Genomic DNA, 24,168 nt, shown 5'->3' with positions numbered 1-24,168 from the left:
CGGGTGTCAAAGCGCGGGTTGCAGCCAGGGGCGGTCCTGCGCCAGTCTTTCTTCATAGGCGCCGATCGCGGCGTCGCTCTTTTCGGTCAGCGAAATCTCGTCGAGCCCCTCGAGCAGGCACATCTTGCGGAACGGGTCGATCTCGAAGGCGAAACGATCCTGGAACATCGTCGTCACCGTCTGGTTTTCCAGGTCGACATGGATCGGGTCGGTCGCGGCGACCTCCATCAGCCGGTCGATCGCCGCCTGCGGCAACACGACGGGCAAGATGCCGTTCTTCACCGCATTGCCCGAGAAAATGTCCGAATAGCTGGGCGCGATCACGACGCGGATGCCGAGATCGCCCAATGCCCAGGCGGCATGTTCGCGGCTCGACCCGCAGCCGAAATTATCCCCCGCGATCAGGATCGGTGCGCCTTGAAAGGGCGGATTGTCGAACAGGTTGCCGGGATCGGCGCGCAGCGTCTCGAACGCGCCCTTGCCCATGCCCTCGCGGCTGGTGGTCTTCAGCCAGTGCGCGGGAATGATGACGTCGGTGTCGACATTCTTGAGCCCCAGCGGAATTGCGCGGCCCTCGACCTGGTTCAACGGGGTCATGCCATCAACTCCCGCACATCGGTCAGCTTGCCGGTCACCGCCGCCGCCGCCGCCATCGCGGGGCTGACGAGGTGCGTGCGGCTGCCGGGGCCCTGGCGGCCGACGAAATTGCGGTTGCTCGTCGACGCGCAACGTTCGCCCGCTCGGCACCTTGTCGGGGTTCATCGCAAGGCAGGCCGAACAGCCCGGCTCGCGCCACTCGAGCCCGGCGTCGGTAAAGATGCGGTCGAGCCCCTCCGCTTCTGCCTGCGCCTTCACGAGGCCCGATCCGGGGACGACGATCGCCCAGCGGACATTATCGGCCTTCTTGCGGCCCTTCACGATCGCGGCGGCGGCGCGCATGTCCTCGATGCGGCTGTTGGTGCAACTGCCGATGAAGATATTTTCCACCGGGACGTCCTGCATCCGCGTTCCCGGTTCGAGGCCCATATAGGCGAGCGATTTTGCCGCCGCGGCCTGCTTCGACGGATCGGCGAAGCTGGCGGGATCGGGAACGACGCCGGTGATCGGCACGACATCCTCGGGGCTGGTGCCCCAAGTCACGCTCGGTGCGATGTCGGCGGCGTCGATCACGACGACCTTGTCGTACGCCGCGCCGGGATCAGTCGCAAGGCTCTTCCACCAGGCAACCGCCGCGTCCCAATCGGCTCCCTTCGGCGCGTAGGGGCGGCCCTTGAGGTAGGCGAAGGTCGTCTCGTCGGGGGCGATCAGCCCGGCGCGCGCGCCGCCCTCGATCGCCATGTTGCTGATCGTCAGCTAGGCCCTCGATCGACAGCGCGCGGATCGCGCTGCCCGTATATTCGATGACATGGCCGGTGCCGCCCGCGGCGCCGATCGTGCCGGTGATGTGAAGGATGATGTCTTTCGCCGACACGCCCGGCCCGACATCGCCCTCGACACGCACTTCCATCGTTTTCGACGGCTGGAGCAGCAAGGTCTGCGTCGCGAGCACATGCTCGACCTCGCTCGTCCCGATGCCGAAGGCGAGCGCACCGATACCGCCGTGGCACGCGGTGTGGCTGTCGCCGCAGACGATCGTCGTGCCGGGCAGCGAGAAGCCCTGCTCGGGCCCGACGACATGGACGATCCCCTGCTCGGGCGCCACCGCGTCGATGTAGCGGATGCCATATTCGGGGGCGTTCTTTTCGAGCGCCGCCAATTGCGCCGCGCTTTCGGGGTCGGCGATCGGCAGCCTGTGGCCCGCCATATCCCTCCGCGCCGTTGTCGGCAGATTATGGTCGGGTACCGCCAGCGTCAGGTCGGGGCGGCGCACCTTGCGCCCGCTCGCGCGAAGCCCGGCGAAGGCCTGCGGGCTGGTGACTTCATGGACGAGGTGGCGGTCGATGAAGATCAGGCAGGTGCCGTCGGGGCGCTGTTCGACGACATGCGCGTCCCAGATTTTCTCATAGAGGGTGCGGGGCCGAGTCATGCGGGTTCACTTAAGCCGCCCGCATAACAATGCAAGCGAGTGGCGTTCGAAAACGCAATTTTCGGTCGCACGCTTTCCTTCCATTTTCTTCGTCACCCCGGACTTGATCCGGGGTCCGCTCTTCCGGCGCGGCAAAGTAGCGGGATGCCGGATCCAGTCCGGCATGACGAAGGGGGTGGTGCATCGCGACGCCAAAGCGCCTATATTGGCGCCATGTCGCCGCTCGCCATAATAGCGCTTGTCCTCGCCACCGTCGTGGCGATGGAGGGCGTCGCCTGGGCCAGCCACAAATATATCATGCACGGTTTCGGCTGGGCCTGGCACCGCGACCATCACGAACCACACGGGCATCTGCTCGAAAGGAACGACCTGTTCGCGCTCTTCGGCGCCGCGCTCAGCATTTCGATGTTCGCGCTTGGCAGCCCGATGATCGCGGGCGCATCGGCGTGGGAGCCGGGGACGTGGATCGGCCTCGGCGTGCTCTTCTACGGCATCATCTATACGCTGGTCCACGACGGGCTGGTCCACCAGCGCTATTTCCGCTGGGTGCCGCGGCGCGGCTATGCGAAGCGGCTGGTGCAGGCGCACAAGCTCCACCATGCGACGATCGGCAAGGAGGGCGGGGTCAGCTTCGGCTTCGTCTTCGCGCGCGATCCCGCGAAGCTGAAGGCCGAACTCAAGGCGCAGCGGGAGGCGGGGATCGCGGTGGTCCGCGACGCGCTCACCGATCAGCGATAGGCATCGACCGTCTCGAACAGGGCCGCGACCCCGCGGCGGTCGGCCTCGCTGAGTTCGGGGCGCCAGACGTCGAAGATCAGCACGATCCGATCGCTGTCGGCGTCGTTCCACGCCTCGTGCTGCACCGAATCGTCGAAGATCAGCAGCTTGCCTTCCTCCCATTGCCGCGCTTCGTCGGCTACCTGCAACGCCCCGGCGCCCGGAACGACCAGCGGCAGGTGGCAGATCAGCCGCGCGTTGATCATGCCGTGGTGCGGTGCAATGCGCGCGCCGGGCTGGAGCAGCGAAAACATGATCGAGGGCGACCGCACCGAGATGCGGCACAAGGGAGCTGTGTCGAGCGCCGCGAGCGTTTCGGGAAAACGCGCGGTCATTTCGGGGATCGGCGCGCCGTTTTCGATCAGGTGCAGCGCCGACCATTGGGGATTATCGTGCATCCCGTCGAAATCGACGCGGGGGCGGTCCGGTGCATGGGTCAGATAGGGCTTGAACAGGCCCGGATCGTCGAGCGCCGCCGTCAGCTCGGCGCGGATCGCCGCTGTCGCGGCCTCGACCGCGGGCGCCCAGGCGAATTGGTCGCGTTCGTAGAAGGCCCGCTGCGGCAAGCCTGGAAAGTAGAAGCTCGATGGCCTCTGCAACTCCATATCGACCCGCTCATCCCCGCGCACGATCGCGATCGACCGGGCAAAGGCGGGGCTGCGCACGCCCGGAGGCAGGCCGCGTTCGGCCAGCCCGGCCTCGAGCGCGGCGCCGAATTCGGCGTCGAGCTCGGCGCGCGCCGCTTCGGCCGCGGCAACGAGCATCTGCAGCGACGGCGGCAGCGGCCCCATGGCTTCGGCGAGGCGGATCGCGTTGACGTACCAGCTGGCGGCGGCGCGGCGGTCGCCCGCGGCGCGGCGGCAGTCGCCTTTCCACACGATCGCGCGCAGCGCGCGCGCGTCCCGATCGAGCACGGCGTCGGCCGCTTCTTCCTGCCCGGCATGGTCGCCGGTCAGGCGGTACGCCTCGCCCAGCATCAGCCAGATCTGCGCATTGGCGAGTCCGGCGTCGGCGACCGGGCGCAATGCGGTCCGCGCCGCTTCGGCGTCGCCGCGCTGCAGCGCCGCGCCGCCTTCCTGCGCCAGTTTCGTCGCTTCGGCGACGGTTAGTGTCGCCTCACCCATGACGGTAGTCCGCGACGACGACGCCGGCGGTCGCAAGCTCTTCCTCATGGCTCTCCTCGCGCCAGCTCTCGGCGAGCGCCTGCTCCTCCCAGTCGCGCATTGCGGGATGCGCGAGCATATGGCCGACCCAAGCCTGTCCGGCCCCGACGTCGAGGCCATAGGTCCGGATCCGGAAGGCGACCGGGGCGAAAAAGGCGTCGACGGCCGAGAAATCGGATCCTGCCAGCCATGGTCCGCCAAAACGCGCCAGCCCCTCCTCGAACAATTCGCGGATGCGCGCGACATTGGCGGTGAGCGCCGCCGACATCGGCTTGGGCGTTACCCGCACCCCGACGTTCATCGTGCAGTCGCCCCGCAGCGCCGCGAAGCCGCTGTGCATCTCGGCCGCCGCGCATTGCGCCCAGGCGCGCGCATCGGGGTGGGCCGGCCATACGCCCTCGTGCCGGTCGGCGAGATAGAGGGCGATGCCCAGCGAATCGTGGATCGTCCGCCCGTCATGGAGCAGCGCGGGCACCTGCCCGGTCGGCGAGAAGCTGCGGAAGGCGTCGTAATTGACCGGCCGCGTGAAGGGTTCGATGCGATCCTCGAACGCGATGTCCAGCCCGCGCATCAGCACCCACGGGCGCAGCGACCAGCTCGAATAATTGCGGTTGGCGGTGATCAACACATACATGCTTCGCGATCCTGACGAGCGACGATGGGGGAGGTGTAATCGGGGTCGTGCGCGAAGGGCAGCGCCGTGCCGTCGCGGAGCGCCGCGAGCACTGAACCGAAGCCGGTCGCCGCGCGCCAGCCGAAGCGGCATTCGGCGCGCGACGGGTCGTAGGCGCGGTCGATGGTCTCCGGCAGCACCCAGCCGGCGGCGGCATAGAGGTCCGCGGCATCGGGATGATGCCGCGCGATCACCGCGCGCGCGTCGCGGGCCAGTTCTTCGGCATCCTCGCGCGCGAAGGGCGGCGGCGCCGAGAGGATAAAGGTATCGCAACCGATCTGCGGCGCGGCCTCCAGTGCGGCGAGATGCGCCGCGGCGGCATCCTCGACCGTCAGGCGGCGATGGAGCAGCTCGTTGGCCTTCAAATTCGGCCCGCTCGGGGTCGCATGCGTGTCGTCGTCCTCGGGAAAGAAGCGTCCGGTGCGCAGGATCGCGACATGGATGCCATGCTCGCGGTGGACGAGGCGGCACGCCTGCTCGGCGGCGAGCTTGGTGATGCCATAGATGTTGCGCGGCTCGATCGGCCCGAAGTCCTCGTCCATCCACCAGGCGCCCGCTTCGCCCGCGTCCGCGCGGACATCGGCGCGCACCATCAGCGACGTGGTCGAGGTGAACAGGAAACGGTCGTTGCCCGCCGCGACCGCCGCCTCGATCAGGTTCAGCGTGCCCGTGACATTGACATCGACGAAGGTCTGGCGCGGATAACGCATGATATCGGGCTTGTGCAGCGCGCCGCCATGGATGACGGCCTCGATGCCCCGTTCGGCAAAGACGCGGTCGACCAGCGCGCGGTCGGCGACGGTTCCGACGATGTCGGTGTCGGCGCCCGGAACGACGTCGAGACCGGTGACCGCATGGCCGTTTCCGGCCAGCAGCGGCGCAAGGTGGCGGCCGAGCCAGCCCGACGATCCGGTCAGCAGCACGCGCATCGACGATACTCCTCCCGACCGGAAACGCGCGTTTGATACACAGGCGGCCGTTCGGGCGGCAAGGGGCGTTACTCTTTCAGGTTCACGGTGGTCGGGCTAGCTCCGCTCGCACCGCCCGTTACCGGCGGCAGCTCGCTGAGGTCGAGCCAGCGCGCGTCCGCGCGCCCGTGATAGCTGTCGATCGCGGCGAAGGGGATGCGGAAGGGAAAACCCCAGTCGCTGTTCCACAGCGCCACGACGCCTGTCCGCGTCGCCGGTTCGAAGATCATCGTCGCACGATAGCCCGAAACCGCGCCCGAATGGCCTTCGAGCCTCTGCCCGCCATAGGTGAAGCTCCGCCAGCCGAGGCCATAGGAGGCGTCGCTGGTGGCCTGGCGCAGCGTGCCGCCATAGAGCCGTCCGGTGCCGACGCGGGGGCTGTGCGCCAGTTGCAGCACGGGGCCGGGCAGCACATCGGGACGCGCGCCCATCATCGCCTGCATCCAGGTCGCGAAATCGACGATATCGCTTTCGACCCCCGCGGCGGCGGGAACGCGCCAATAGGCTTCCTTGACCGGGCGGACCCGCCCGTCCCGGTGCGGTTTCGCCCAATCCCGCGCACCGGTCAGCCGCGCCATCCCGTAACCCGCGCTGACCATGCCGAGCGGGCGGAAGAACCGCGCCTCGACGGCGTCGGGAAAGGGCTCGTTCGCCGCCCGCCCCAATATCTCGGCCGCGGTGTCGAAGGCGATATTCTGATAGGTGTGGCAGGTTCCGGGGTCGCATTGCAGCGGCGCCGAGGCCAGTCCCATGCGCAGCAGTGCCGGGTCCTGCCCCTCCTCCAGTTTCTCGTCATAGGCGTTCTTGGTCAGGCCGGTGCGCTGCGCCAGCAGGTCGCCGACCGTGACCCGCGTCTCGGCGCCGCCCGGCAGGCGCAGCGAGGTGTTCCAGCTCGCCACCGAACGGTCCAGATCGACCTTGCCGTCGCGGGTCAGCGCCGCCGCCATCGCGCCGGTCGCGGTCTTGGACACCGAGGCCCAGCGGAACAGGGTATGCGGCGTGACCGGCGCGCCCGTCGCGCTGTCGGCGACGCCATAAGTGCGCACGAAGCGCAATGCGCCATCCTCGACCACCGCCACCGCCAGCCCCGCCATTTCGGGGCGCTGCGCCAGCGCCGACAATTGCGCGTCGAGCGCGCGATAGTCGATCCGCCCGCGCCATTCGGCGGGCGTGTCGGGCAGGTCTTCGGCGGGCTTCATCGGGATGGCGACGCTGGCGGCCAGCGGGTGCCCGCCGCCAAGGCCGCGAAGGCCGAACCAGCCCGCGAACCCCAGCGCGGCGACCGCGATCAGTACAAATAAAACGCGCTTCATGGACCTGTGACTGGTTTGCGACCTCTTATAGGACCATCGTCTTAGCCGCGACTTGCACCGCCGTCACCCCCGCTGCGGTCAGCCTCCCAGAAAGCGCCATGCCTTGACCGTTCCGACGGCATAGACTGCGCCATAGGCAAGGACGATCAGCGAAGACCAGATCGCGAAGCCGTGGCTGTGCCGCGGTCGCCACAGATGCAGCGGCACGAAAAGCAGGCCGCGCAGCAGATAGATGGCCGTGATGACGGCCAGCCCCGCCCGCAGCAGCGGCAGGCGCGGGAGCCAACCAGCGCCTGAAAAGGCATAGGCGGCCCATGTCGTCAGGACGGCCGCGATCACCAGCGTGATCAGCGTCGGGCGCCAGTCGCCGCGCCCCGCCGCGCGCGCCATGCCCTCGTCGGCGCCGAAGAAGCGGTACCAATCGGGGCCGCCGAAAATGCAGGCGATATGGAGCAGTGCGGCCAGAACCGACAGGCACCCGCCGCATGATCAGCCAGGCGGAGCCGGGGCTTAGCCGCGAGATCAGCCAATATAATGCGCCGTCGTCTTTTCGGCGACTTCCTCCGCCGTCACCCCCGGCGCCAGCTCGATCAGCCGGAACGGGCTGTCATGATCGTCGCGCTTGAACACCGCCAGGTCGGTGATGATCATGTCGACGACATTCTTGCCGGTCAGCGGCAGGGTGCAGGCCGGGATGAACTTCGGGCTGCCATCCTTGGCATTATGCTCCATCACGACGATGATCTTCTTCACGCCGGCGACCAGGTCCATCGCGCCGCCCATGCCCTTGATCATCTTGCCGGGGATCATCCAGTTGGCGATGTCGCCATTCTCCGCGATCTCCATCGCGCCGAGCACGGTCAGGTCGATATGCCCGCCGCGGATCATCGCGAAGCTGTCGGCGCTGGAAAAATAGGCCGATTGCGGCAGCTCGCTGATCGTCTGCTTGCCCGCGTTGATCAGGTCGGCATCCTCGTCGCCTTCATAGGGGAAGGGGCCGATGCCGAGCATGCCGTTCTCGGACTGGAGCGTGACCGTCATCCCCGCCGGGATATGGTTCGCGACCAAAGTCGGAATGCCGATCCCTAGATTGACGTAATAGCCGTCCTGCAGTTCCTGCGCGGCGCGTGCCGCCATATCGTCTCGGGTCCAGGCCATTATTGCGGCTCCCATTGCTTGTCGGAGGGGAAGGCGTCGTCCCAGCCCAGTTTTTCCCACGGGCCATAAACGGGGTTGGGGAACAGGAACCAGCCCTTGTCCCAGAGTGCGGTTGCCGCCGGGCTCGTGGCAAGCGCCATGCGCTGCGCGGCGGGCAGGTCCTTGGCGTTGAACTGCTGGCTGAAGTCGCCGAGTTGATCGCCGCCGAGGATGATCACGCAATATTTCGACGCGATCGTCGCGCGCCGCGGATCCTTGCTCGACCCGCCAGCATCGTCGCCCATCAGGAAGAGCGTCTCGCCATGCTTGAACTCGCCGAGCCCCGCGGCGTGGAGCGTGTCCTCGCTGCCCTTGGCGTTGGCGGCGCTGCGGTTGGTGTTGGCGATGACGGTGATTCCTGCCGCGCGCAGGGTGTTCACCATCTCGACCGTGCCGGGCATGGCGACGGCTTTGCCCGCGCCACTCTTTTCCCACTGGTCCCAGACCTTGACGTCAAATGCTGTGCCCTTTTCCGCAAAATGGCGCATTGGGCCCAGATTCCAGATCAAGGTTTCGTCGGCGTCGAAAACGGCGGCGAAAGGCTTGTCGCCGCACGGCTCGAAGGCGGGCGCGTCCACGCCCGCACCGGGCGCGAGCACGACGCTGTCCTTCGGACGCTCCTTGATCCGCCACACGCCATAATCGGCGATCCGCGCATTGACCGCGCGCACCGCGACGGCCGCCTCGGGCGAGCCATAGAGATATTGCAGCGCGACCGGCGGCTTGGCGGCTTCGGCGGCGGGCGCGGCAGGGGCCGTCGAGACTTCGGCCGGTACGCTCGCGCAGCCCGCAAGGAGCAGTGCGGAGGCAATGGCAAGGCTGCGCATCACGCCGCCTCGCGCGGGCGCACAGTGCGGAACTCGATCTTCTTGTCATAGGGCGCGCCGACGATCATGCGCTTCACATAGATGCCGGGCAGGTGGATGGCGTCGGGGTCGAGGCTGCCGGTCGGCACGATCTCCTCGACCTCGGCGACGCAGATCTTCGCCGCGGTCGCCATCGGCTGGTTGAAGTTGCGCGCGGTCTTGCGGAAAATCAGATTGCCGCTCTCGTCGGCTTTCCATCCCTTGATGATCGCGAGGTCGGCAAAGATGCCGCGTTCGAGGATATAATCCTGCCCGTCGAAACTCTTCACCTCCTTGCCCTCGGCGACGAGCGTGCCGACGCCGGTCTTTGTATAGAAGCCGGGGATGCCCGCGCCGCCCGCGCGGCAGCGTTCGGCCAGCGTGCCCTGCGGACAGAATTCGACCTCGAGCTCGCCCGCCAGATATTGCCGCTCGAACTCCTTGTTCTCGCCGACATAGGAGGAGATCATCTTCCTGACCTGCCGCGTGCGGAGCAGCTTGCCGAGTCCCTCGCCGTCGATCCCGGCATTGTTGCTGGCAATGATAAGGTCCTTGGTGCCCGCATCGCGGATCGCGTCGATCAGCCGTTCGGGGATGCCGCACAGGCCGAAACCTCCCGCGCAAATCTGCATGCCGTCAAAGAGCAGGCCGTCGAGCGCCGCTGCCGCGTCGGAATATTGCTTGTTCGCCATGCCGGGGACTCCTTGCCGCTGATCCGGCGCGACTTTGGCGCAAATCATTCATCAATTCTAATTATTCTCATTTTCGGTTATTCATAATCGATGTCGATCAATCGTATCTCGCTCTATCATCTCGAAACCCTGATCTGGATCGACCGGCTCGGCACCTTCTCCGCCGCCGCCGAGCGATTGAACACGACGCAGCCCGCGGTGTCGGCGCGGATGCGCGAGCTGGAACAGCGGATGGGGACGGCGCTGTTTCGCCGCGACGGGCGCGGCATGTCGCTGACCGCCGCGGGGCGCAAGCTGGTGCGCGACTGCGACCCGCTGCTGCGCGATATGCAGCGCGCCTTGCTCGGTTCGGGCGGTTTCGCCGAGGCGAGCGGCGTCGTGCGCATCGGCGCGGGGGAGATCGCGGCGGCGAGCTGCCTGCCCGCCTTCGTCGCGGCGCTGAAGGCGGACATGCCCGACGTCGGGCTGGAGATCGAAATCGACCTCACCGCCAACCTGATCCAGCAACTGCTGACCGGGCGCACCGACATCGCCTTTGCCGCCGGGCCGGTCGCGCATCCGGCGCTCAAGACGCGGCCGATCGGCGAGGTCGCGCTCGTCTGGCTCGCCAGTCCCGCGGTCGCGGCGGCGTTCGAAGTGGAGGGCGGCGCGGAGGGCGGCGGCGCCCCCGCGGTGCCGGTCTGGTCGCTCGCCAGCCACTCGCCGATCCACGGCCGGATGCGCGACGCGATCCAGTCGTCGCGGATCGCGCAGAAATCGCTCAACCTGTGCAACAATGCGCGGATGATGATCGACGTCGCGCGGGCGGGCGGCGGCGTCGGCATCTTTCCCGAATCGATGGTGCGCGGAGAGGTCGCGAGCGGTGCGCTCGTCGAGCTTGTCGGCATGCCCGCGCTGGCGCCGGTCGAGTTCCAGGTCGCGATGCGCGTCGCCGACACCGAACCCGTGCTCGCGCGCATTTTCGACGAGGCGGCGAAATTGCGCATCGCCGCCGCGACTTTGACGCCGGTCAATGATGGGCCCGCCGCCGCCGCCTAGGATCGGCCCGTCAACCACAGGAGGCCCCCATGCGCTCGATTCTCGTTCACGCCGATCACGACCCCGCCAACGAAGGACGGCTGCAGGCCGGACTCGACATCGCCCGCCGCCACGGCGCGCACGTCACGCTGATGATCGCGACGCCGTTCCAGCAATTCATCGCCGTCGATCCCTTCGGCGGCAGCTATCTGCTCGGCGAGGCGATGGCGAAGGCGCAGGCCGACGATGCCGCGCTCGATGCGGCGCTCTCGGCGCGGCTCGCGAAGGAGGATGTGCCGTGGGACGTGGTGCTGGCGGACGGCGACGTCACCGGCTCGCTCGCGGCGGCGGCGACCTTCGCCGACCTCGCGATCGTCAGCCTGCCCGGGGGCGGGCGCGGCCGGCGTCAGGAACCGTCGATGCTCCCGGGCGACCTCGCACTCGCGATCCGCGCGCCGGTGCTGGCGCTGCCGCGCGACCTCGCGGCGCTCGATTTCGAGGCGCCCGCGCTGGTCGCGTGGAACGGCAGTCCGGAAGCGGCCAATGCGCTGCGCTCCGCGATCCCGCTGCTCGCCGGGCGGCGCGTCGAACTGGTGTCGGTAGGCAAGGACGATGGCAGCCTGCCCGCGACCGACGCGCTCGCCTATCTCTCGCGCCACGGCATCCATGCCGAGGCCCGGATCGTCGATCGCGGCACGCTGTCGGTCGAGGAGGCGCTCGAACGCGCGGCGCTCGACATGGGTGCGGGGCTGATCGTCATGGGCGCCTTCGGCAAGAGCCAGCTGCGCGAGACCCTGTTCGGCGGCGTGACGCAATATCTGGTGACGAGCGGACTCGTCCCGCTGCTGCTCGCGCACTGACCCTGTCCCTGACGATGGGTCAGGGCAAGGCCATCTCCAACGCGGCGGACAGGTCGGCCAGCGCCTGTTCGCCGCTCGTCACCTTGATCGCGTGCATGCCCAGCATCGCCGCCGGTTTGCAGTTGATGCCCAGGTCGTCGAGATAGACGCATTCGCCGGGCTCGACGCCCAGCGCCTCGCACATCATCAGATAGATGCGCGGGTCGGGCTTGCGGACGCCCGCCTTGCTCGATCTCGATGACATGCTCGAAGCGCGTCATGATCCCCGCGACCTCGGTCGCGGCTTCCGCGCTGCGCGTCATGCCCGCGCCCCCGATGCCTTTGCCGCCGCGAACATTGTTGGTGATGCAGCCGATGCGAAAGCCGCCGGCCTTCAGCGTGTCGAGCGCCGCGACCATCGCCGGACGCACCGCGCCCGCGATGACGGCGAGCACCGCTTCACCCTCCAGCTCATGCCCCAATGCGCGCGCTTCGGCGGCGAACAGGCTGTCGAACGCGGCGGCGTCGATCTCGGCGCGCTCGAACTTGGCCCAGGCATTGTCGTCGGGGTTGGTCGCATTCACCCGCCGCACGAAATCGCGCGGCAGTCCGCGTTCGTCCTCCAAACGATTAAAAGCCTCAAAGGGCGAGGCGGTGATGACGCCGCCGAAGTCGAAGATGACGGTGGTGAAGCTCATGGGATGACGACGATCCCCGCCTTGGGGTCGGCGCGGCCTGACAGCATGTCCTGATAGGCGCCGAGCGCCGCTTCGCCGCCGCGGCGCTTGTCGATCGCCGCGAGCCGCGGCGCGACGTCCATGAAGGCCAGCCAGGCCTCCGCGATCTTCTGGCCGAAGGCCGCGCCGCCCCAGTCGGCGATCCGCTTCTGGCTGCGGCCGGGGGCGAAAAAGCCCTGGCGCGCGGGTCCGGGCAGGCCGGCTGTCGTCGGCCTGCGCGTCCCAGTGCGACTTGCCGACGATGATCGAGGCCTGGAGGTTGTTCCCGAAATGGCTGTGTACCGTGCGCGTCACCGCGCCATTGCCCGCCATGTCGACCAATGCGGCGGATGTGCCGGCGTTGAGCGTCATGATCTGGTCATAGCTGATGACGCGGTCGTAGATGCCCTGCGCGGCGAGCGCATCGACATGGGCGGCGCTGGTCAGCCCGATCGTCTCGGGGCGATGCCCGCCGCGCCGCGCGAGCGAGAAGCCGAGCCCGATCGCGGTCTTGCTCGACGCGCTGGCGATCAAAATCTGCTGGACCCCGTAATCGCCCTCATCCTCGAACTGGTCGGCGATCAGCCAGCCGGTCAGGAACAGCGGGCGGAACACCGGCCAATAATCATGGTCGGCGGCGCGATAATCGGGAAGCGCGCCGACGCGCTGATAGTGATTGTAGATGGGGGGCAGGGTGGTGCGGCGCGGCGTCGCGTCGGTGAAGCCGCCGGGGCCGATATTCGCGGTGGTCAGCACCGCATGGCTCGCCATCGGATAATAGCCGTAGAAGGTCTCGCTAGGCCGCGATTCCCTCGGCGGCGCTCTCGGTCACCGTCGCGAACCCCCACACCGGCAGACGTCCCGGCGCGTCGCGCTCTGCAAAAAAGTCCCAATAGCCCTGGTCGTTGCCGAACAGCCCGGCGGGCTTGCCGAACACGGCATAGGTGATGTTGTTCGCGGTCATCGCATAGCTGTCGATATGGACGCGGACCTGTCCCGCCTCGAGCGGCGTTGCGGCATCTGCGACCAGCGTGGCGCGCGCGATATCGTCGCGATCGATGTCGATCGCCCATCCGGTTTCATTCATGTGCGGACCCCTCCGGCTGCTTGCCCGCGGACGCGGGATGGCCGACAGTCATACAGATGGAGCGGCGGCTGGCAATTGCCGACGAAGGATCGTTCAGCCCGCCGCCACTCCGAACAGCGACCCGATCGCGATCGTCGCGGCCATCGCCATCGCGCCCCAGAAGGTGACGCGCACGACCGGGCGCAGCATCGGCGCATGGCCCGCCCAGGCGCCGAGAGCGCCGAGCAGCGCGAGAAAGAGCAGGGATGCCACGGAGACCGTCCACGGCAGCGACGGGCCCCTGTCGAGCAGCACGACAATCAGCGGCAGCGCCGCGCCCACCGTGAAACTGGTGGCGGATGCGATGGCGGCCTGGATCGGCCGCGCGCGCATATCGCCGGTCAGCCCCAGCTCGTCGCGCAAGTGGCTGTCGAGCGCGTCATGCGCCATGAGCTGCGCCGCCACCTGCTCGGCAAGCGGCCGGTCGAGTCCGCGGCCCTCGTAAATCTGCGTCAATTCCTCCAGCTCGAAGGCGGGATCGGTGGCCAGTTCGCGCTTTTCGGTGGCGATATCGGCCTTTTCGGCGTCGGCCTGCGAACTCACCGACACATATTCGCCCGCCGCCATCGACATCGCGCCCGCGACCAGCCCGGCGACGCCGGTCAGCAGGACCGCCTGCGACCCGGCGCCCGCCGCCGCGACCCCCGCGATCAGGCTGGCGGTCGAAACGATCCCGTCATTGGCGCCGAGGATCGCGGCGCGCAGCCATCCGATGCGCGCGACGGCGTGGGTTTCGCGGTGCATGCGCCAGCTCTCCTACCAGAAACGGATGACGCCGAATTGATCGAACAGCTTTTCGTTGGACACGAGGCTATATTGTTCGATCTGCGACTGGGCGATCAGAATCCGGTCGAACGGATCGCGATGTTCGAAAGGCAGCAGGCCCGCCAGGCTGGCGTGGGCGACCGAAATGGGCAGTTGTTCGAAGCCGAAACCCGCAATAACCCTCTCGAATTGCTCGGCCAGTTCGTCGGCGCCTTCCAGCTTGCCGATCCGGAATTTGATCGCGACCTCGATGGCGGACACCGCGCTGATCCAGATATGATTGTCGGGATTTTCGATGGCGGACCGCACGGCATCCGGCAATTTTTCGGGTTCATTGGCGGCCCAGATGAGCGCGTGCGTATCGAGCAGCAGGTTCATCGCCCCTCAGTTGCCGCCTTCGCCGTTCCACAGCGCCAGATCTTCCTCGGGCAGGGGGTCCCAAAATCCCTTGTCGAGATCGATCTTGCCTTTCAGCGTCCCCAAAACGCGCTTCGTCTTCGGCGGCTCCTTCACCGGCATCAGCTTGACCACCGGTTCCTTGCCGCGCGCGATCGTCACCTCCTCGCCCGCGAGGACGCGCGCGATCAGGCGCGACAGATGCGTTTTCGCTTCGTGGATGGTCACGATGGTCATGTCATCCACTTAGCTAAGTCATATGACTAAGTCAATATTGCAGCTGCAGTCCCGGCCGCGGCCAGCGCGTTTTCACCAGCCGCCCCGTGCCCGACAGCGTGATATAGGCATCCTGCCGGTCGGGCCCGCCAAAGGCGATGTTGGTGGTGAAGATATCGTCGGTCGCGACGAATTCGACCAGCTCGCCCGCCGGCGACACGACGCTGATCCCGCATTCGCCGATCGTCGCGACGCAGATATTGCCGTTCGCCTCCATCGCCAGGCTGTCGAAGAATTTGTAACCCGCAGGGCGATAGAGCGGGATGCCCGGCCCGCCCGGACCCGCGTCGGGCGCGACCTTGCCGGGGGCAGTGATGTTGAACTTCATCAGGCGGCAGGTGTAGGTTTCGGCGGCATAGAGCGCGCTGCCGTCGGGCGACAGGCCGACGCCGTTGGGGTTGTTCGACGGGAAGATCACTTCCTCGATGAAGCTGCCGTCGGCTTTCGCATAGAAGATGCCGACGATGTCGTGGCAGCGCGCGGCATAATCAACCTTGCCATGGTCGGTGAACCAGAAGCCGCCATGGCTGTCGAACATGATGTCGTTGGGGCCGCGCAGCGTCACGCCATGGTCGCCCGATTGGTACAGCACTTCGACCGCGCCGGTTTCGATGTCGATCCGCTCGATCCGCCCGCCCGAATAATCCTCGGCAATGCCGTGCGGGGCGAGATAGCCGTTCGATTCGACATAGTGGAAGCCGCCATTGTTGCAGCAATAAAGCTTGCCGTCGGGGCCGAAGGCGAGGCCGTTGGGGCCGCCACCGGGGGTCGCGATCACCTCTTTCCGCCCGCCCGGCCAGCAGCGCGTGATGCAGCCGCGTTCGATCTCGACGACGATCACGCTGCCGTCGTCCATGACGACCGGCGCCTCGGGAAAACGCAATCCGCTCGCGATCAATTCAAACTCGGCCATCCTCGTCTCCCTTTCATTCTTTTGTCGTGCCGGACTTGATCCGGCATCCTTCGGTCCAACGCAGCGCATAATGGAACCCCGATCAAGTCCGGGGTGACGAAAAAGCAGGTGAGGGAGCTGGCCTCTCTCCTTGCTCTGGCGCTTATCCTATGCTTTGCGCCCATCATGCCCGTCCGCACGCTCTTCGCCAGCCTTTTCTACGAAGCCGATATCGGTTCGCCCGAGCTGCTCGCGGAGCTGGAGGGCAGTTGCCGCCTGTTCGCCGAGGAGGATGGCGCCAAGCCGCCGCTGGAGCCGCGAACATGGGTACAGGGGCTATACGAGCTACGCCAGCCTCGGCGACCTGCCCGAGCGCGACCCGGCGTTCCACGACCTCAAGCGCCTGCTCGACAAGGAAGTGAAGGCGTATGCCAAGGCCGCGCATTTCGACCTCGCCAAGCCGCTCAAACTCGACAGCCTGTGGGTCAATATATTGAAGCCCGGCGGCACCCACAGCGGCCATATCCATCCGCACAGCATCGTGTCGGGTACCTTCTACGTCGCCGTCCCGCCGGGTTCGGGGGCGCTGAAGCTCGAGGACCCGCGTCTCGCGATGCTGATGGCGGCGCCCGGCCGTACAGACGACGCGCCCGAGCATCTGCTGCCCTTCGTCTACGCCGAACCTGCGGCGGGACGCGTCTTCCTGTGGGAAAGCTGGCTGCGGCACGAGGTGACGCCCAACGCCGGCAAGGGCGAGCGGATCAGCATCAGCTTTAACTATCGCTGAGCGGGCCTATATGGGGCGCATCAGTGATCCAGCCCCCTTTCCGTTCGCGTCGAGCGAAGTCGAGACGCCCCTCGACCTTGCGTTGCGCCGATGGGTGTCTCGACTTCGCTCGACACGAACGGATTTTTGAGGACGTGTAGAAAGAGACCCAAATGACCGCGACCTACGACGCCGACCTTCAGCTTTTCATCGACGGCGCCTGGCGGAGCGGCGAGGGACGCGAGGCGCGGCCGGTCTATAACCCCGCGACCGCGGCCACGATCGCCGAACTGCCGGTGGCGACCGCCGCCGACCTCGACGAGGCGCTCGCCGCCGCGGCGCGCGGCTGGCCCGCTTGGCGCGCGAAGACCCCCGACGAACGCGCGGCGCTGATGCACAAGGCGGCAGGGCTGATCCGCGACCGCGTCGACCATATCGCGACGCTGCTGACGCTCGAACAGGGCAAGCCGATCGGCGAGGCGCGCGGCGAGGTGCTGTCGGCGGCGGGGCTGCTCGCCTATTTTGCCGAACAGGGCAAGCGCATCGAGGGCCGCGTGCTGCAACGTCCGCTCGGCCAGCGCGCCATGGTCACCAAGCATCCCGTCGGGCCGGTCGCGGCCTTCAGCCCGTGGAACTTCCCCGTCAACCTGATGGTCAAGAAGGTCGCCCCCGCACTGGCTGCAGGCTGCGTCGTCATCGCCAAGGCGCCGGAGGAAACGCCGGGCTGCACCAGCGCGGTGATGCGCTGCCTGATCGACGCCGGTATTCCGGGCGATGCCGCCCAGCTCGTCTACGGCGATCCCGACAGGATCAGCCGCCACTTGCTGGCGAGCCCGGTGATCCGCAAGGTCAGCTTCACCGGTTCGACTGCGGTCGGCAAGCACCTGATGAGGCTCGCCGCCGACGGGGTGAAGCGGATCACGATGGAACTCGGCGGCCATGCCCCGGTGCTGATCTTCGACGATTGCGATCTGGAGGCGACGCTCGACCGGGTGGTGATGCAGAAATTCCGCAACGCCGGACAGGTGTGCATCTCGCCGACGCGCTTCTATGTCCAGCAGGGCATCTACGACGCCTTCGTCAAGGGCTTCGCCGAGCGGACCGCGAAGGTGAGGATCGGCAGCGGCCTCGACCCCGACACGCAGATGGGCCCACTCGCCAACGCGCGCCGCATCCCCGCGCTCGAAGCGCTGGTCGCCGATGCGAAGGCGAAGGGCGCGCGCGTGATCGCGGGCGGCGAGGCGACCGGCACCGGCTATTTCTTCCAGCCGACCGCGATCGCCGACGTGCCGGTCGAGGCCGATGCGATGAACCACGAACCCTTTGGCCCGATGGCGCTGATCCGCCCGTTCGGCAGCGAGGAGGAAGCGCTCGAACAGGCGAACCGGCTGCCCTACGGCCTCGCCGCCTTCGCCTTCACCGAGAATGGCCGCCGCATCAACCGCATCGTCGATTCGATCGAAAGCGGCATGGTCGGGGTGAACAGCTTCGTCATCTCGACGCTCGACGCGCCGTTCGGCGGGATCAAGGAATCGGGCTTCGGCAGCGAAAGCGGGCCCGAAGGGCTCGACGGCTATCTCGTCACCAAGGCGGTGCATATTTATTGATAGATCGTCGCCCCCGCGAAGGCGGGGGCGACGGATTCTAGTCCCGCTCCAGCGCCACGAAATCGCGCCCCAGCGGCGCCAGATGTGCGCCGCCGTCGACGAAGATGGTCTGCCCCGTCACCGCCTCGGCGCGGGCCAGCCAGGCGACTGCATCGGCGATCTCCGCCGGGGTCGGCAACGCGCCGAGCGGCATCCGCTTCGCCAGCCGCCCGACCTGCGCCGCCGAATAATCCCCGGTCGCCATCGTCAGCCCCGGCGCGACGGCATTGACCCGCGCCCGGCCGCCGAACGCCACCGCCAGCGTCGCCGTCGCCTGCCACAGCGCCGATTTCGACAGGCTGTAGGCGATCTGGTCGGGCACCGGATGGACGACGCGCTGGTCGACGATGTTGACGATCGCCGGGCGCCCGTCCGCGCTCGCCGCGACGAGCGCCTTGGCGAGCATGACCGGCGCGGACAAATTGATCTGCATCATCGTGCCGAGCGCGGCCGCCGACAGATCGTCCCACCCGCCCTCGGCGAACAGCGCGGCGTTGTTGACGAGCAGGTCGGGCGCGCGGCCGAATGTCTCGACGACCGCCGGGATCAGCCCGTCGACCGCGCCGGGATCGGCCAGGTCGGCGGCGAAGCGGTGACTCTCGACGCCGGTCTCGGCCAGCGCCTCGGCCAGCACCGGGTCGGTATCGCCGCCGCTGTGGTGATGCAGCGCCAGCGCATAGCCTTCGCGTGCCAGCCGCGCGGCGATCGCGGCGCCGACGCGGTGGATGCCACCCGTCACCAGCGCCAGCTTCTGCGTCATTTGCCCGGGGTCCCGCGACTCCGCCGCATCGTGATGCCGATCTGCTCGCCCTCCTCGGCGATCGCCAGCTTGACGATCTTGACCTCGACCTCCTCGACCTTGTCGTCCTGCAGGAACAGGGTGTCGATGATATGGTCGGCGACGCTTTCGATCAGCACGAAATGCACGTCCTTGGGCAGCCCCTCGGTCGCGGCGAATTTCAGGTGCATGTAATTCTTCGAGCGGCTGAGCGGCGTCGCCAGCTCATAATGATCGGCCATCGCCAGCCGCGCGCGCACCGAAATGCGCAGCGGCTGCGGCAGATGCGTTTCCTCGGAATAGATGCCGGTCAGCACATCGACGGTCAGCCCGTCCACCTCCAGCCACAATGTATCGGTCACAAGAATTTCCTGTTCGGCGGGACCGACATTCGGCTTTGCATCGCCAGCCTGCGCCCCTAAAGCGCCGCCGCATTAGCGAAAGGGTGCGCGTTGGTCGAGTTACTTCCATTGTCCGAAATCGAGCCGCAGGCGGTCGAGCAATTGCTCGACGCCGCTTTCGGGGCGGACCGCTTTGGACGAACCGCCTATCGCATCCGCCAGGGCATGGATGCGGTGCTCGACCTTGAGCTTCGCTTTGATCGAAGACGGAGAACTCGCAGGCACGATCCAGTGCTGGCCCGTCGCGCATCATGCGCCGGACGGTAGCGCAACCCGGCTGGTGATGGTCGGTCCCGTGGCGGTGCGCCCCGACGTCCAGCGCGGCGGCCATGGCCGGACGCTGATGGCGCACATGCTCGAAGCGGCGGAGACCGAAGCCGACGCGGCGCTGATGATGATCGGCGATCCCGAATATTACGGCCGCTTCTTCGGCTTCACCGCCGATGCGACGGAGGCGTGGGATTTACCGGGCCCTTATGAGAAACGCCGCCTGCTCGCGCGCGCGGTGAACGGGCATGGCGTGCCGATGTCGGCGGGGATGATCGGGCCTCGGTAAAATTTGTTCACGCGAAGACGCGAAGACGCGAAGAGGTTGCGCCTGCCGCGAAGCGGCCTTTCTCATGAAGACTTTGCCGAATGCCGGCCCGTAGCAGAAATAACGGGCCTATCGGCCCTGACCTTCTTCTTCGCGCCTTCGCGTCTTCGCGTGAACCAAATTCACGCCGTGCCGTCGGACGTGCGCTTCGCCTCGCGGCAAAGCCGACTTGCACCATCCGCCCGTCCCCCTATGTCGGTTTCATGGTCACCCCCGCGCCCTCGCTTCCGAAGGACTTCTCGCAGCTCTCGCTGGCCGAGGCCGCCGAATTGCTCGCGGCGCGCAAGCTGCCGCCGGTCGAGAGCTGGCATCCCGAGCGCGAGGGCGACAGCGCGATGGAAATCCGCGCCGACGGCAGCTGGTATCACGAGGGCGGGCGCATCAACCGCCCGGCGATGGTCAGGCTCTTCTCGACGATCCTCCGCCGCGAACCCGACGGCGGCCATGTGCTCGTCACGCCCGCCGAGAAGCTTGCGATCGCGGTCGAAGACACCCCCTTCCGCGCGGTCGAAATGAAGAGCGAGGGCGAGGGAGAAACGCGAAAGCTGGTATTCCGTCTCGACACCGACGACCTGGTGATGGCGGGCGCGGACCATCCGCTCGGCTTCGGCGACGATCCCGAAAACCCGGACCCGCGCCTCCACGTCCGCGGCACCATCGGCAATGGCCTCGAAGCGCGCATCGACCGCGCGCTCTATTATGAGATCGCCGACCTTGCCTTGGCCGACGGCGAGGAGCCGCCTGCCATCTGGTCGAACGGCGCGCGCTTTCCGCTGGTGGTCACCTGATGCTTTCCGCCAAGCTGCGCGCCGCGCTCGACAATATGCTCCCCGGCGAGGACGAGGACGAAACCTATCTCGCCGCGCCGACGCTCCGCGATGCCGCGGTGCTCATCGCCTTCACCGACCGCCCCGACCCCGGCGTTATCCTGACCCAGCGCCCGCAATGGCTGCGCAGCCATGCCGGGCAGGTCGCCTTTCCGGGCGGCAAGATCGACCCCGGCGACCGCGATGCGGTCGACGCCGCGCTACGCGAGGCCGAGGAGGAGATCGGCCTCCATCGCCGCGACGTGATGATCGCGGGGACGACCGGTGCCTATCGCTCGGGCAGCGGCTATCACATTACTCCGGTGCTCGGCGTCATCCCGCCCGACCTCCCGCTCGACCCTAATCCCGACGAGGTCGAGGACTGGTTCGAGGTGCCGCTCGACATCCTCTTCGACCCCGGCAATTACGACCGCCAGCAGGCCTATTGGCAAGGGCACGACCGGCATTATTATGACATGATGTGGGGCGGGCGGCGGATTTGGGGAGTGACGGCGGGGATCATCGTCAATCTCGCGCGGCGCCTGCCCGCGGGCTGGCATCGGTGACCGTCCTGCCGGATACCCCATGGCGCCATGGCGAAGGGCTGCGGCGCATCGTCACCGCGCTCTGCGCGCGGGGCGGCGCGGTGAAGCTGGTCGGCGGCGCGGTGCGCGACACATTGCTCGGCCTGCCCGCCACCGACATCGACCTCGCCACGCCCTTGACCCCCGACCAGGTGATCCACCGGCTCGAAAAGGCGGGGATCAAGGTCGTGCCCACCGGGATCGCGCACGGCACCGTCACCGCGATCGCCAGCCACGAACGGCACGAGATCACGACGCTGCGCCGCGATGTTGCGACCGACGGCCGCCGCGCGACCGTCGCTTTCGCCGACGACTGGCGCGAGGATGCCGCGCGGCGCGATTTCACGATCAACGCGCTCTACGCCGATCCGCTGACCGGCGAAGTCGACGATTATTTCGGCGGGCTCGACGACCTCGCGGCCGGGCGCATCCGCTTCATCGGCGACGCCGCGACGCGCATCGCCGAGGATCATCTGCGCATCCTGCGTTTCTATCGCTTTGCGGCGCGCTTCGGGCGAGGGGAACTCGACGGCGACAGCCACGCCGCGGTGATCGCCGCGCGCCAGTCGCTCAAAAGCCTGTCGCGCGAACGCGTCGCCGACGAACTCACCAAGATATTGTCGCTCCCCGATCCGCGCCCGATCGTCAGACAGATGGCGGAGGACGGCATCTTCGAGGTGGTCCTGCCCGAGCTGGCGCCTGATTTCGCCGCGGCGCTCGACCGCTTGCTCGCCAATGAAGCCGCTACCGGCGCCACCGTATCGGCGCTCCGCCGCCTCGCCGCGCTGCTGCCGTCCGACGCCGCCATGGCCGAGCAGGTTGCCGAGCCGGCTGCGTTTCTCGACCCGCCAGCGCAAGCATCTTGCTGCCGTCGCCGCGCGCCGCGCCGGCGCCCTGCCGCCGCCACGTCAGCTCGCCCATGCGATCGGCATCGACGCCGCGACCGACGTCTATCTGCTCGCCGCAAACCCGCAGGCCGCCGCTGCGGCGCCGTGCAATCGCTGTCCGGCTGGGCCATCCCCGACCTGCCGCTCAAGGGCGGCGACATCATCGCGCGCGGCGTTACCGCCGGGCCCGAGGTCGCGAAGCTGCTGAAGGCCGTCGAGACGGCCTGGGTCGCCGAGGATTTCCCCGATGCCGCGCGCGTCGCCGCGCTGCTCGATCAGAAGATCGGCCGGCTCAGCGACTGACGCCAATAGTCGAAGGCGGCATCGGACGCCATCGGGTGGGCGAACAGGAACCCCTGCCCGAAATCGCAGCCCAATGCCGACAGCAGCCGCGCCTGGTCGGCGGTTTCGACCCCTTCGGCGGTGGTCTTCATGCCCAGCGCTTCGGCGAGGCTCTGGATCGTGCGCACGATCGCGACCTTGTCGCGGTCGTCGACCATATGGTCGACGAAGCTGCGGTCGATCTTGAGCACGTCGAGCGGCAGCCGCTGGAGATAGGCGAGGTTCGAATAGCCGGTGCCGAAATCGTCCATCGCGACGCGCGTGTGCAGCGCCTTCAATTCGCTGAGCACCGACAGGGCGAGGTCGGGGTCGCCGATGATCGCGCTTTCGGTCAGCTCGATCATCAGCCGCTCGCCGCCAACATCGTTCGCTTCCAGCGCCCGGCGGACGACCGTCGCGACATCGTCGCGCACCAGCTGGATCGCCGACACATTGACCGAGAAATAGCAGTCGACAGGCACGCCGCCGTTCTTCGCATCCCATTCGGCGATCGTGCTGGCCGCCTTGGCGATCGCCCACTGGCCGAGCGGGACGATCAGCCCCGAATCCTCGGCGATGGGAATGAATTCGGTCGGCGAGATCGCGTCCCCCGACTTGTTGTCCCAGCGCGCGAGCGCCTCGAACCCCGATACCTTGCCGGTCGCCAGCTCGATCAGCGGCTGAAAGGCGAGGTACAGGCGGTCCTCCTCGATCGCGCTGCGCAGCGCAGTTTCCAGCCCGAAACGATTGTCCGACAGCATCGCCGCTTCGGGTTCGTAAATCTCGATGCGGTCGGTCTGCTTCGCGCGCTTCAGCGCGATCTGGGCATGGCGTACCTGGTCGGCGACGTCGCGGTCGCCGCCCACCTGGATCGTGCAGCCGAGCGCGCAGTCGACGCTGACCTTCAGCTCGCCAATGCGGAAGGGATGGTCGAAACAGCCGCGGATCCGCCGCGCGATCTCGCGCACGTCGGCGCGCCCGCCGGCGATGCGCGAAGAGATGGCGAATTCGTCGCCGCCGGTGCGTGCCAATATGTCGCCGCTGCGCAGGCTCGATTTCAGCCGCCGCGCGACCGTGATGATCAGTTCGTCGCCCGCCAGCGGGCCGATATGCTCGTTGATCCGGCTGAAGCGCGCGAGGTCGAGCAACAGGATCGCATGATCCGATTCGGCATCGTCGGCGATGCGCTGTTCGACCAGTTCCTCGAATCCGGCGCGGTTGGGCAGGCCGGTCAGGCTGTCCGACACCAGTTCGCGGCGCAGGTTGCGCTCGGTCATCATTTCCTGCGTGCGGTCGATCAGCGTCAGCAGGAACAGATGGTCGCCGCCGCACTCCTCGGACAGCGGACCGATCGATCCGCGCAGGTCGCGCGCGGCGGGTCCTTCGCCCAGTTGGCAGGAAAATTCCTGTGTATCTTCAGGATCTTGATCGGCGCGTTCGATCGCGCGACGCAGCTCGATCGGCGCGGTCAGTCCGGCGGGCGACAGGCCCAGCCGGTCGAAGGCGGCGTTGCTCGCATGCAGGCGGAAATTACCGCGGGCGAGCGGGCGGATCAGCGCCGCCGGCACCGGGAGTGCGTCGATCCAGCCGACGAACAGAAGGGGCCGGTCCTCGCCGGTACGATCAATAGGCATAAAAGAAGGCTTTGTGCGACCTTTCCCCATGGCCCGGACACTATGGGGCGGGGGGTAAAGAAGGGATTT

At 67.5% G+C, this 24,168-nt stretch carries 25 protein-coding genes and 5 pseudogenes; 9 read left to right on the top strand and 21 right to left on the bottom strand.

Annotation, left to right across the window (positions count from 1 at the left end; all coding sequences use genetic code 11):
- Window positions 1–6 precede the first annotated feature (6 nt).
- Window positions 7–597, bottom strand: a complete 591-nt coding sequence (gene leuD, locus N0A20_RS13895) for a 3-isopropylmalate dehydratase small subunit (RefSeq protein WP_260580947.1) — start codon at window positions 595–597, stop codon at window positions 7–9.
- Window positions 594–2,026 (bottom strand): annotated as a pseudogene (gene leuC / locus N0A20_RS13890) (3-isopropylmalate dehydratase large subunit). Before leuC ends, leuD begins: the two are co-directional and overlap by 4 nt.
- A gap of 213 nt (window positions 2,027–2,239) precedes the next feature.
- On the opposite strand from leuC, the gene N0A20_RS13885 reads away from it, so the two are divergent.
- Window positions 2,240–2,764: a sterol desaturase family protein gene (locus N0A20_RS13885; RefSeq protein ID WP_260580946.1), complete on the top strand. Its 525-nt coding sequence runs from the start codon at window positions 2,240–2,242 to the stop codon at window positions 2,762–2,764.
- Here the strand turns inward: N0A20_RS13885 and N0A20_RS13880 are convergent.
- The 8 genes from N0A20_RS13880 to N0A20_RS13845 form a co-directional block, all read right to left on the bottom strand.
- Window positions 2,755–3,927: an aspartyl/asparaginyl beta-hydroxylase domain-containing protein gene (locus N0A20_RS13880; protein ID WP_260580945.1), complete on the bottom strand. Its 1,173-nt coding sequence runs from the start codon at window positions 3,925–3,927 to the stop codon at window positions 2,755–2,757. The genes N0A20_RS13885 and N0A20_RS13880 overlap by 10 nt on opposite strands.
- Entirely contained in the window at window positions 3,920–4,600 is a 681-nt protein-coding gene (locus N0A20_RS13875) for a glutathione S-transferase family protein (protein WP_260580944.1), read from the bottom strand. The genes N0A20_RS13880 and N0A20_RS13875 overlap by 8 nt, the downstream gene beginning before the upstream one ends.
- Window positions 4,588–5,568, bottom strand: coding sequence for an NAD-dependent epimerase/dehydratase family protein (locus N0A20_RS13870; RefSeq protein ID WP_260580943.1), 981 nt, complete (start codon window positions 5,566–5,568; stop codon window positions 4,588–4,590). Before N0A20_RS13870 ends, N0A20_RS13875 begins: the two co-directional genes overlap by 13 nt.
- Before the next feature lie 68 nt (window positions 5,569–5,636).
- Window positions 5,637–6,920, bottom strand: coding sequence for a serine hydrolase domain-containing protein (locus N0A20_RS13865; RefSeq protein WP_260580942.1), 1,284 nt, complete (start codon window positions 6,918–6,920; stop codon window positions 5,637–5,639).
- 78 nt (window positions 6,921–6,998) lie between these two features.
- Window positions 6,999–7,310 carry a hypothetical protein gene (locus N0A20_RS13860; RefSeq protein ID WP_260580941.1) on the bottom strand — a complete coding sequence of 104 codons (312 nt, stop codon included), beginning with the start codon at window positions 7,308–7,310 and terminating at the stop codon, window positions 6,999–7,001.
- 132 nt (window positions 7,311–7,442) lie between these two features.
- Window positions 7,443–8,078 (bottom strand): CoA transferase subunit B, encoded by a 636-nt coding sequence (locus tag N0A20_RS13855; RefSeq protein WP_260580940.1) that lies wholly within the window; start codon window positions 8,076–8,078, stop codon window positions 7,443–7,445.
- The gene (locus N0A20_RS13850) at window positions 8,078–8,944 is read right to left on the bottom strand and encodes an HAD family acid phosphatase (protein WP_260580939.1); all 867 of its coding nucleotides are present in this window, start codon (window positions 8,942–8,944) and stop codon (window positions 8,078–8,080) included. The genes N0A20_RS13855 and N0A20_RS13850 overlap by 1 nt, the downstream gene beginning before the upstream one ends.
- Window positions 8,944–9,654: a CoA transferase subunit A gene (locus N0A20_RS13845; RefSeq protein WP_260580938.1), complete on the bottom strand. Its 711-nt coding sequence runs from the start codon at window positions 9,652–9,654 to the stop codon at window positions 8,944–8,946. The genes N0A20_RS13850 and N0A20_RS13845 overlap by 1 nt, the downstream gene beginning before the upstream one ends.
- Window positions 9,655–9,744: 90 nt before the next feature.
- Between N0A20_RS13845 and N0A20_RS13840 the strand changes: the two genes are divergently transcribed.
- Both N0A20_RS13840 and N0A20_RS13835 read left to right on the top strand, forming a co-directional pair.
- Window positions 9,745–10,692, top strand: coding sequence for a LysR family transcriptional regulator (locus tag N0A20_RS13840; protein ID WP_260580937.1), 948 nt, complete (start codon window positions 9,745–9,747; stop codon window positions 10,690–10,692).
- 29 nt (window positions 10,693–10,721) lie between these two features.
- Window positions 10,722–11,531 carry a universal stress protein gene (locus N0A20_RS13835; protein ID WP_260580936.1) on the top strand — a complete coding sequence of 270 codons (810 nt, stop codon included), beginning with the start codon at window positions 10,722–10,724 and terminating at the stop codon, window positions 11,529–11,531.
- A gap of 19 nt (window positions 11,532–11,550) precedes the next feature.
- On the opposite strand, the gene N0A20_RS20220 is transcribed toward N0A20_RS13835, so the two are convergent.
- The 8 genes and pseudogenes from N0A20_RS20220 to N0A20_RS13805 all read right to left on the bottom strand — a co-directional run bounded on the left by N0A20_RS20220 (window position 11,551) and on the right by N0A20_RS13805 (window position 15,702).
- Window positions 11,551–11,715, bottom strand: coding sequence for a hypothetical protein (locus N0A20_RS20220; RefSeq protein WP_312846651.1), 165 nt, complete (start codon window positions 11,713–11,715; stop codon window positions 11,551–11,553).
- 76 nt (window positions 11,716–11,791) lie between these two features.
- Window positions 11,792–12,208 (bottom strand): annotated as a pseudogene (locus N0A20_RS20770) (HAD family hydrolase); the annotation flags it as partial.
- Window positions 12,205–12,997: pseudogene (locus tag N0A20_RS20765) on the bottom strand (DUF2855 family protein). The pseudogenes N0A20_RS20765 and N0A20_RS20770, both read right to left, overlap by 4 nt.
- A gap of 25 nt (window positions 12,998–13,022) precedes the next feature.
- Window positions 13,023–13,313 carry a DUF2855 family protein gene (locus tag N0A20_RS13825; protein ID WP_260580935.1) on the bottom strand — a complete coding sequence of 97 codons (291 nt, stop codon included), beginning with the start codon at window positions 13,311–13,313 and terminating at the stop codon, window positions 13,023–13,025.
- A 93-nt stretch (window positions 13,314–13,406) separates the two neighbouring features.
- The gene (locus N0A20_RS13820; protein ID WP_260580934.1) at window positions 13,407–14,096 is read right to left on the bottom strand and encodes a VIT family protein; all 690 of its coding nucleotides are present in this window, start codon (window positions 14,094–14,096) and stop codon (window positions 13,407–13,409) included.
- Between the two features lie 12 nt (window positions 14,097–14,108).
- A complete protein-coding gene (locus N0A20_RS13815) occupies window positions 14,109–14,495 on the bottom strand; it encodes a type II toxin-antitoxin system VapC family toxin (protein WP_260580933.1) in 387 nt (128 codons plus the stop codon).
- Between the two features lie 6 nt (window positions 14,496–14,501).
- Window positions 14,502–14,750, bottom strand: a complete 249-nt coding sequence (locus N0A20_RS13810; protein ID WP_260580932.1) for a type II toxin-antitoxin system Phd/YefM family antitoxin — start codon at window positions 14,748–14,750, stop codon at window positions 14,502–14,504.
- 31 nt (window positions 14,751–14,781) lie between these two features.
- Complete coding sequence (locus N0A20_RS13805) at window positions 14,782–15,702, bottom strand: SMP-30/gluconolactonase/LRE family protein (protein ID WP_260580931.1); 921 nt, start codon at window positions 15,700–15,702, stop codon at window positions 14,782–14,784.
- Between the two features lie 165 nt (window positions 15,703–15,867).
- Between N0A20_RS13805 and N0A20_RS13800 the strand changes: the two are divergent.
- Window positions 15,868–16,468: pseudogene (locus N0A20_RS13800) on the top strand (TIGR02466 family protein).
- 152 nt (window positions 16,469–16,620) lie between these two features.
- Window positions 16,621–18,054, top strand: coding sequence for an NAD-dependent succinate-semialdehyde dehydrogenase (locus N0A20_RS13795; RefSeq protein WP_260580930.1), 1,434 nt, complete (start codon window positions 16,621–16,623; stop codon window positions 18,052–18,054).
- Between the two features lie 37 nt (window positions 18,055–18,091).
- Here N0A20_RS13795 and N0A20_RS13790 read toward each other — a convergent pair whose 3' ends face one another.
- Both N0A20_RS13790 and N0A20_RS13785 read right to left on the bottom strand, forming a co-directional pair.
- Complete coding sequence (locus tag N0A20_RS13790) at window positions 18,092–18,853, bottom strand: SDR family oxidoreductase (protein WP_260580929.1); 762 nt, start codon at window positions 18,851–18,853, stop codon at window positions 18,092–18,094.
- Window positions 18,850–19,233, bottom strand: coding sequence for a dihydroneopterin aldolase (locus N0A20_RS13785; RefSeq protein WP_260580927.1), 384 nt, complete (start codon window positions 19,231–19,233; stop codon window positions 18,850–18,852). Before N0A20_RS13785 ends, N0A20_RS13790 begins: the two co-directional genes overlap by 4 nt.
- A gap of 90 nt (window positions 19,234–19,323) precedes the next feature.
- Between N0A20_RS13785 and N0A20_RS13780 the strand changes: the two are divergent.
- The 4 genes and pseudogenes from N0A20_RS13780 to N0A20_RS13765 all read left to right on the top strand — a co-directional run bounded on the left by N0A20_RS13780 (window position 19,324) and on the right by N0A20_RS13765 (window position 22,447).
- Window positions 19,324–19,828: pseudogene (locus N0A20_RS13780) on the top strand (GNAT family N-acetyltransferase).
- Between the two features lie 242 nt (window positions 19,829–20,070).
- Entirely contained in the window at window positions 20,071–20,655 is a 585-nt protein-coding gene (locus N0A20_RS13775) for a DUF1285 domain-containing protein (RefSeq protein WP_260580926.1), read from the top strand.
- On the top strand, window positions 20,655–21,239 hold the full coding sequence (locus N0A20_RS13770) for a CoA pyrophosphatase (RefSeq protein ID WP_260580925.1): 585 nt from the start codon (window positions 20,655–20,657) through the stop codon (window positions 21,237–21,239). The genes N0A20_RS13775 and N0A20_RS13770 overlap by 1 nt, the downstream gene beginning before the upstream one ends.
- The gene (locus N0A20_RS13765; protein ID WP_312846544.1) at window positions 21,236–22,447 is read left to right on the top strand and encodes a CCA tRNA nucleotidyltransferase; all 1,212 of its coding nucleotides are present in this window, start codon (window positions 21,236–21,238) and stop codon (window positions 22,445–22,447) included. The genes N0A20_RS13770 and N0A20_RS13765 overlap by 4 nt, the downstream gene beginning before the upstream one ends.
- Here N0A20_RS13765 and N0A20_RS13760 read toward each other — a convergent pair.
- Entirely contained in the window at window positions 22,420–24,099 is a 1,680-nt protein-coding gene (locus N0A20_RS13760) for a putative bifunctional diguanylate cyclase/phosphodiesterase (RefSeq protein WP_260580924.1), read from the bottom strand. The two genes, N0A20_RS13765 and N0A20_RS13760, sit on opposite strands and share 28 nt — an antisense overlap.
- Window positions 24,100–24,168: the final 69 nt, after the last annotated feature.

Origin of the sequence: Sphingopyxis sp. PET50, assembly GCF_025244705.1 — a bacterium.
In the GTDB taxonomy this organism is placed as follows: domain Bacteria; phylum Pseudomonadota; class Alphaproteobacteria; order Sphingomonadales; family Sphingomonadaceae; genus Sphingopyxis.
Note: the sequence above shows the minus strand (reverse complement) of the source record. Positions and strands in the feature narration are given on the sequence as shown.

Bases quoted from the DNA above. Each gene is read 5' to 3' on its own strand.
- N0A20_RS13850 (WP_260580939.1), bottom strand. From the start codon at position 8,944: ATGCGCAGCCTTGCCATTGCCTCCGCACTGCTCCTTGCGGGCTGCGCG.
- N0A20_RS13805 (WP_260580931.1), bottom strand. From the start codon at position 15,702: ATGGCCGAGTTTGAATTGATCGCGAGCGGATTGCGTTTTCCCGAGGCG.
- N0A20_RS13865 (WP_260580942.1), bottom strand. From the start codon at position 6,920: ATGAAGCGCGTTTTATTTGTACTGATCGCGGTCGCCGCGCTGGGGTTC.
- N0A20_RS13825 (WP_260580935.1), bottom strand. From the start codon at position 13,313: ATGAATGAAACCGGATGGGCGATCGACATCGATCGCGACGATATCGCG.
- N0A20_RS13770 (WP_260580925.1), top strand. From the start codon at position 20,655: ATGCTTTCCGCCAAGCTGCGCGCCGCGCTCGACAATATGCTCCCCGGC.
- N0A20_RS13775 (WP_260580926.1), top strand. From the start codon at position 20,071: ATGGTCACCCCCGCGCCCTCGCTTCCGAAGGACTTCTCGCAGCTCTCG.
- N0A20_RS20220 (WP_312846651.1), bottom strand. From the start codon at position 11,715: ATGTGCGAGGCGCTGGGCGTCGAGCCCGGCGAATGCGTCTATCTCGAC.
- N0A20_RS13855 (WP_260580940.1), bottom strand. From the start codon at position 8,078: ATGGCCTGGACCCGAGACGATATGGCGGCACGCGCCGCGCAGGAACTG.
- N0A20_RS13790 (WP_260580929.1), bottom strand. From the start codon at position 18,853: ATGACGCAGAAGCTGGCGCTGGTGACGGGTGGCATCCACCGCGTCGGC.
- N0A20_RS13880 (WP_260580945.1), bottom strand. From the start codon at position 3,927: ATGGGTGAGGCGACACTAACCGTCGCCGAAGCGACGAAACTGGCGCAG.
- leuD (WP_260580947.1), bottom strand. From the start codon at position 597: ATGACCCCGTTGAACCAGGTCGAGGGCCGCGCAATTCCGCTGGGGCTC.
- N0A20_RS13810 (WP_260580932.1), bottom strand. From the start codon at position 14,750: ATGACCATCGTGACCATCCACGAAGCGAAAACGCATCTGTCGCGCCTG.
- N0A20_RS13835 (WP_260580936.1), top strand. From the start codon at position 10,722: ATGCGCTCGATTCTCGTTCACGCCGATCACGACCCCGCCAACGAAGGA.
- N0A20_RS13840 (WP_260580937.1), top strand. From the start codon at position 9,745: ATGTCGATCAATCGTATCTCGCTCTATCATCTCGAAACCCTGATCTGG.
- N0A20_RS13870 (WP_260580943.1), bottom strand. From the start codon at position 5,568: ATGCGCGTGCTGCTGACCGGATCGTCGGGCTGGCTCGGCCGCCACCTT.
- N0A20_RS13885 (WP_260580946.1), top strand. From the start codon at position 2,240: ATGTCGCCGCTCGCCATAATAGCGCTTGTCCTCGCCACCGTCGTGGCG.
- N0A20_RS13760 (WP_260580924.1), bottom strand. From the start codon at position 24,099: ATGCCTATTGATCGTACCGGCGAGGACCGGCCCCTTCTGTTCGTCGGC.
- N0A20_RS13845 (WP_260580938.1), bottom strand. From the start codon at position 9,654: ATGGCGAACAAGCAATATTCCGACGCGGCAGCGGCGCTCGACGGCCTG.
- N0A20_RS13860 (WP_260580941.1), bottom strand. From the start codon at position 7,310: ATGGCGCGCGCGGCGGGGCGCGGCGACTGGCGCCCGACGCTGATCACG.
- N0A20_RS13820 (WP_260580934.1), bottom strand. From the start codon at position 14,096: ATGCACCGCGAAACCCACGCCGTCGCGCGCATCGGATGGCTGCGCGCC.
- N0A20_RS13815 (WP_260580933.1), bottom strand. From the start codon at position 14,495: ATGAACCTGCTGCTCGATACGCACGCGCTCATCTGGGCCGCCAATGAA.
- N0A20_RS13875 (WP_260580944.1), bottom strand. From the start codon at position 4,600: ATGTATGTGTTGATCACCGCCAACCGCAATTATTCGAGCTGGTCGCTG.
- N0A20_RS13795 (WP_260580930.1), top strand. From the start codon at position 16,621: ATGACCGCGACCTACGACGCCGACCTTCAGCTTTTCATCGACGGCGCC.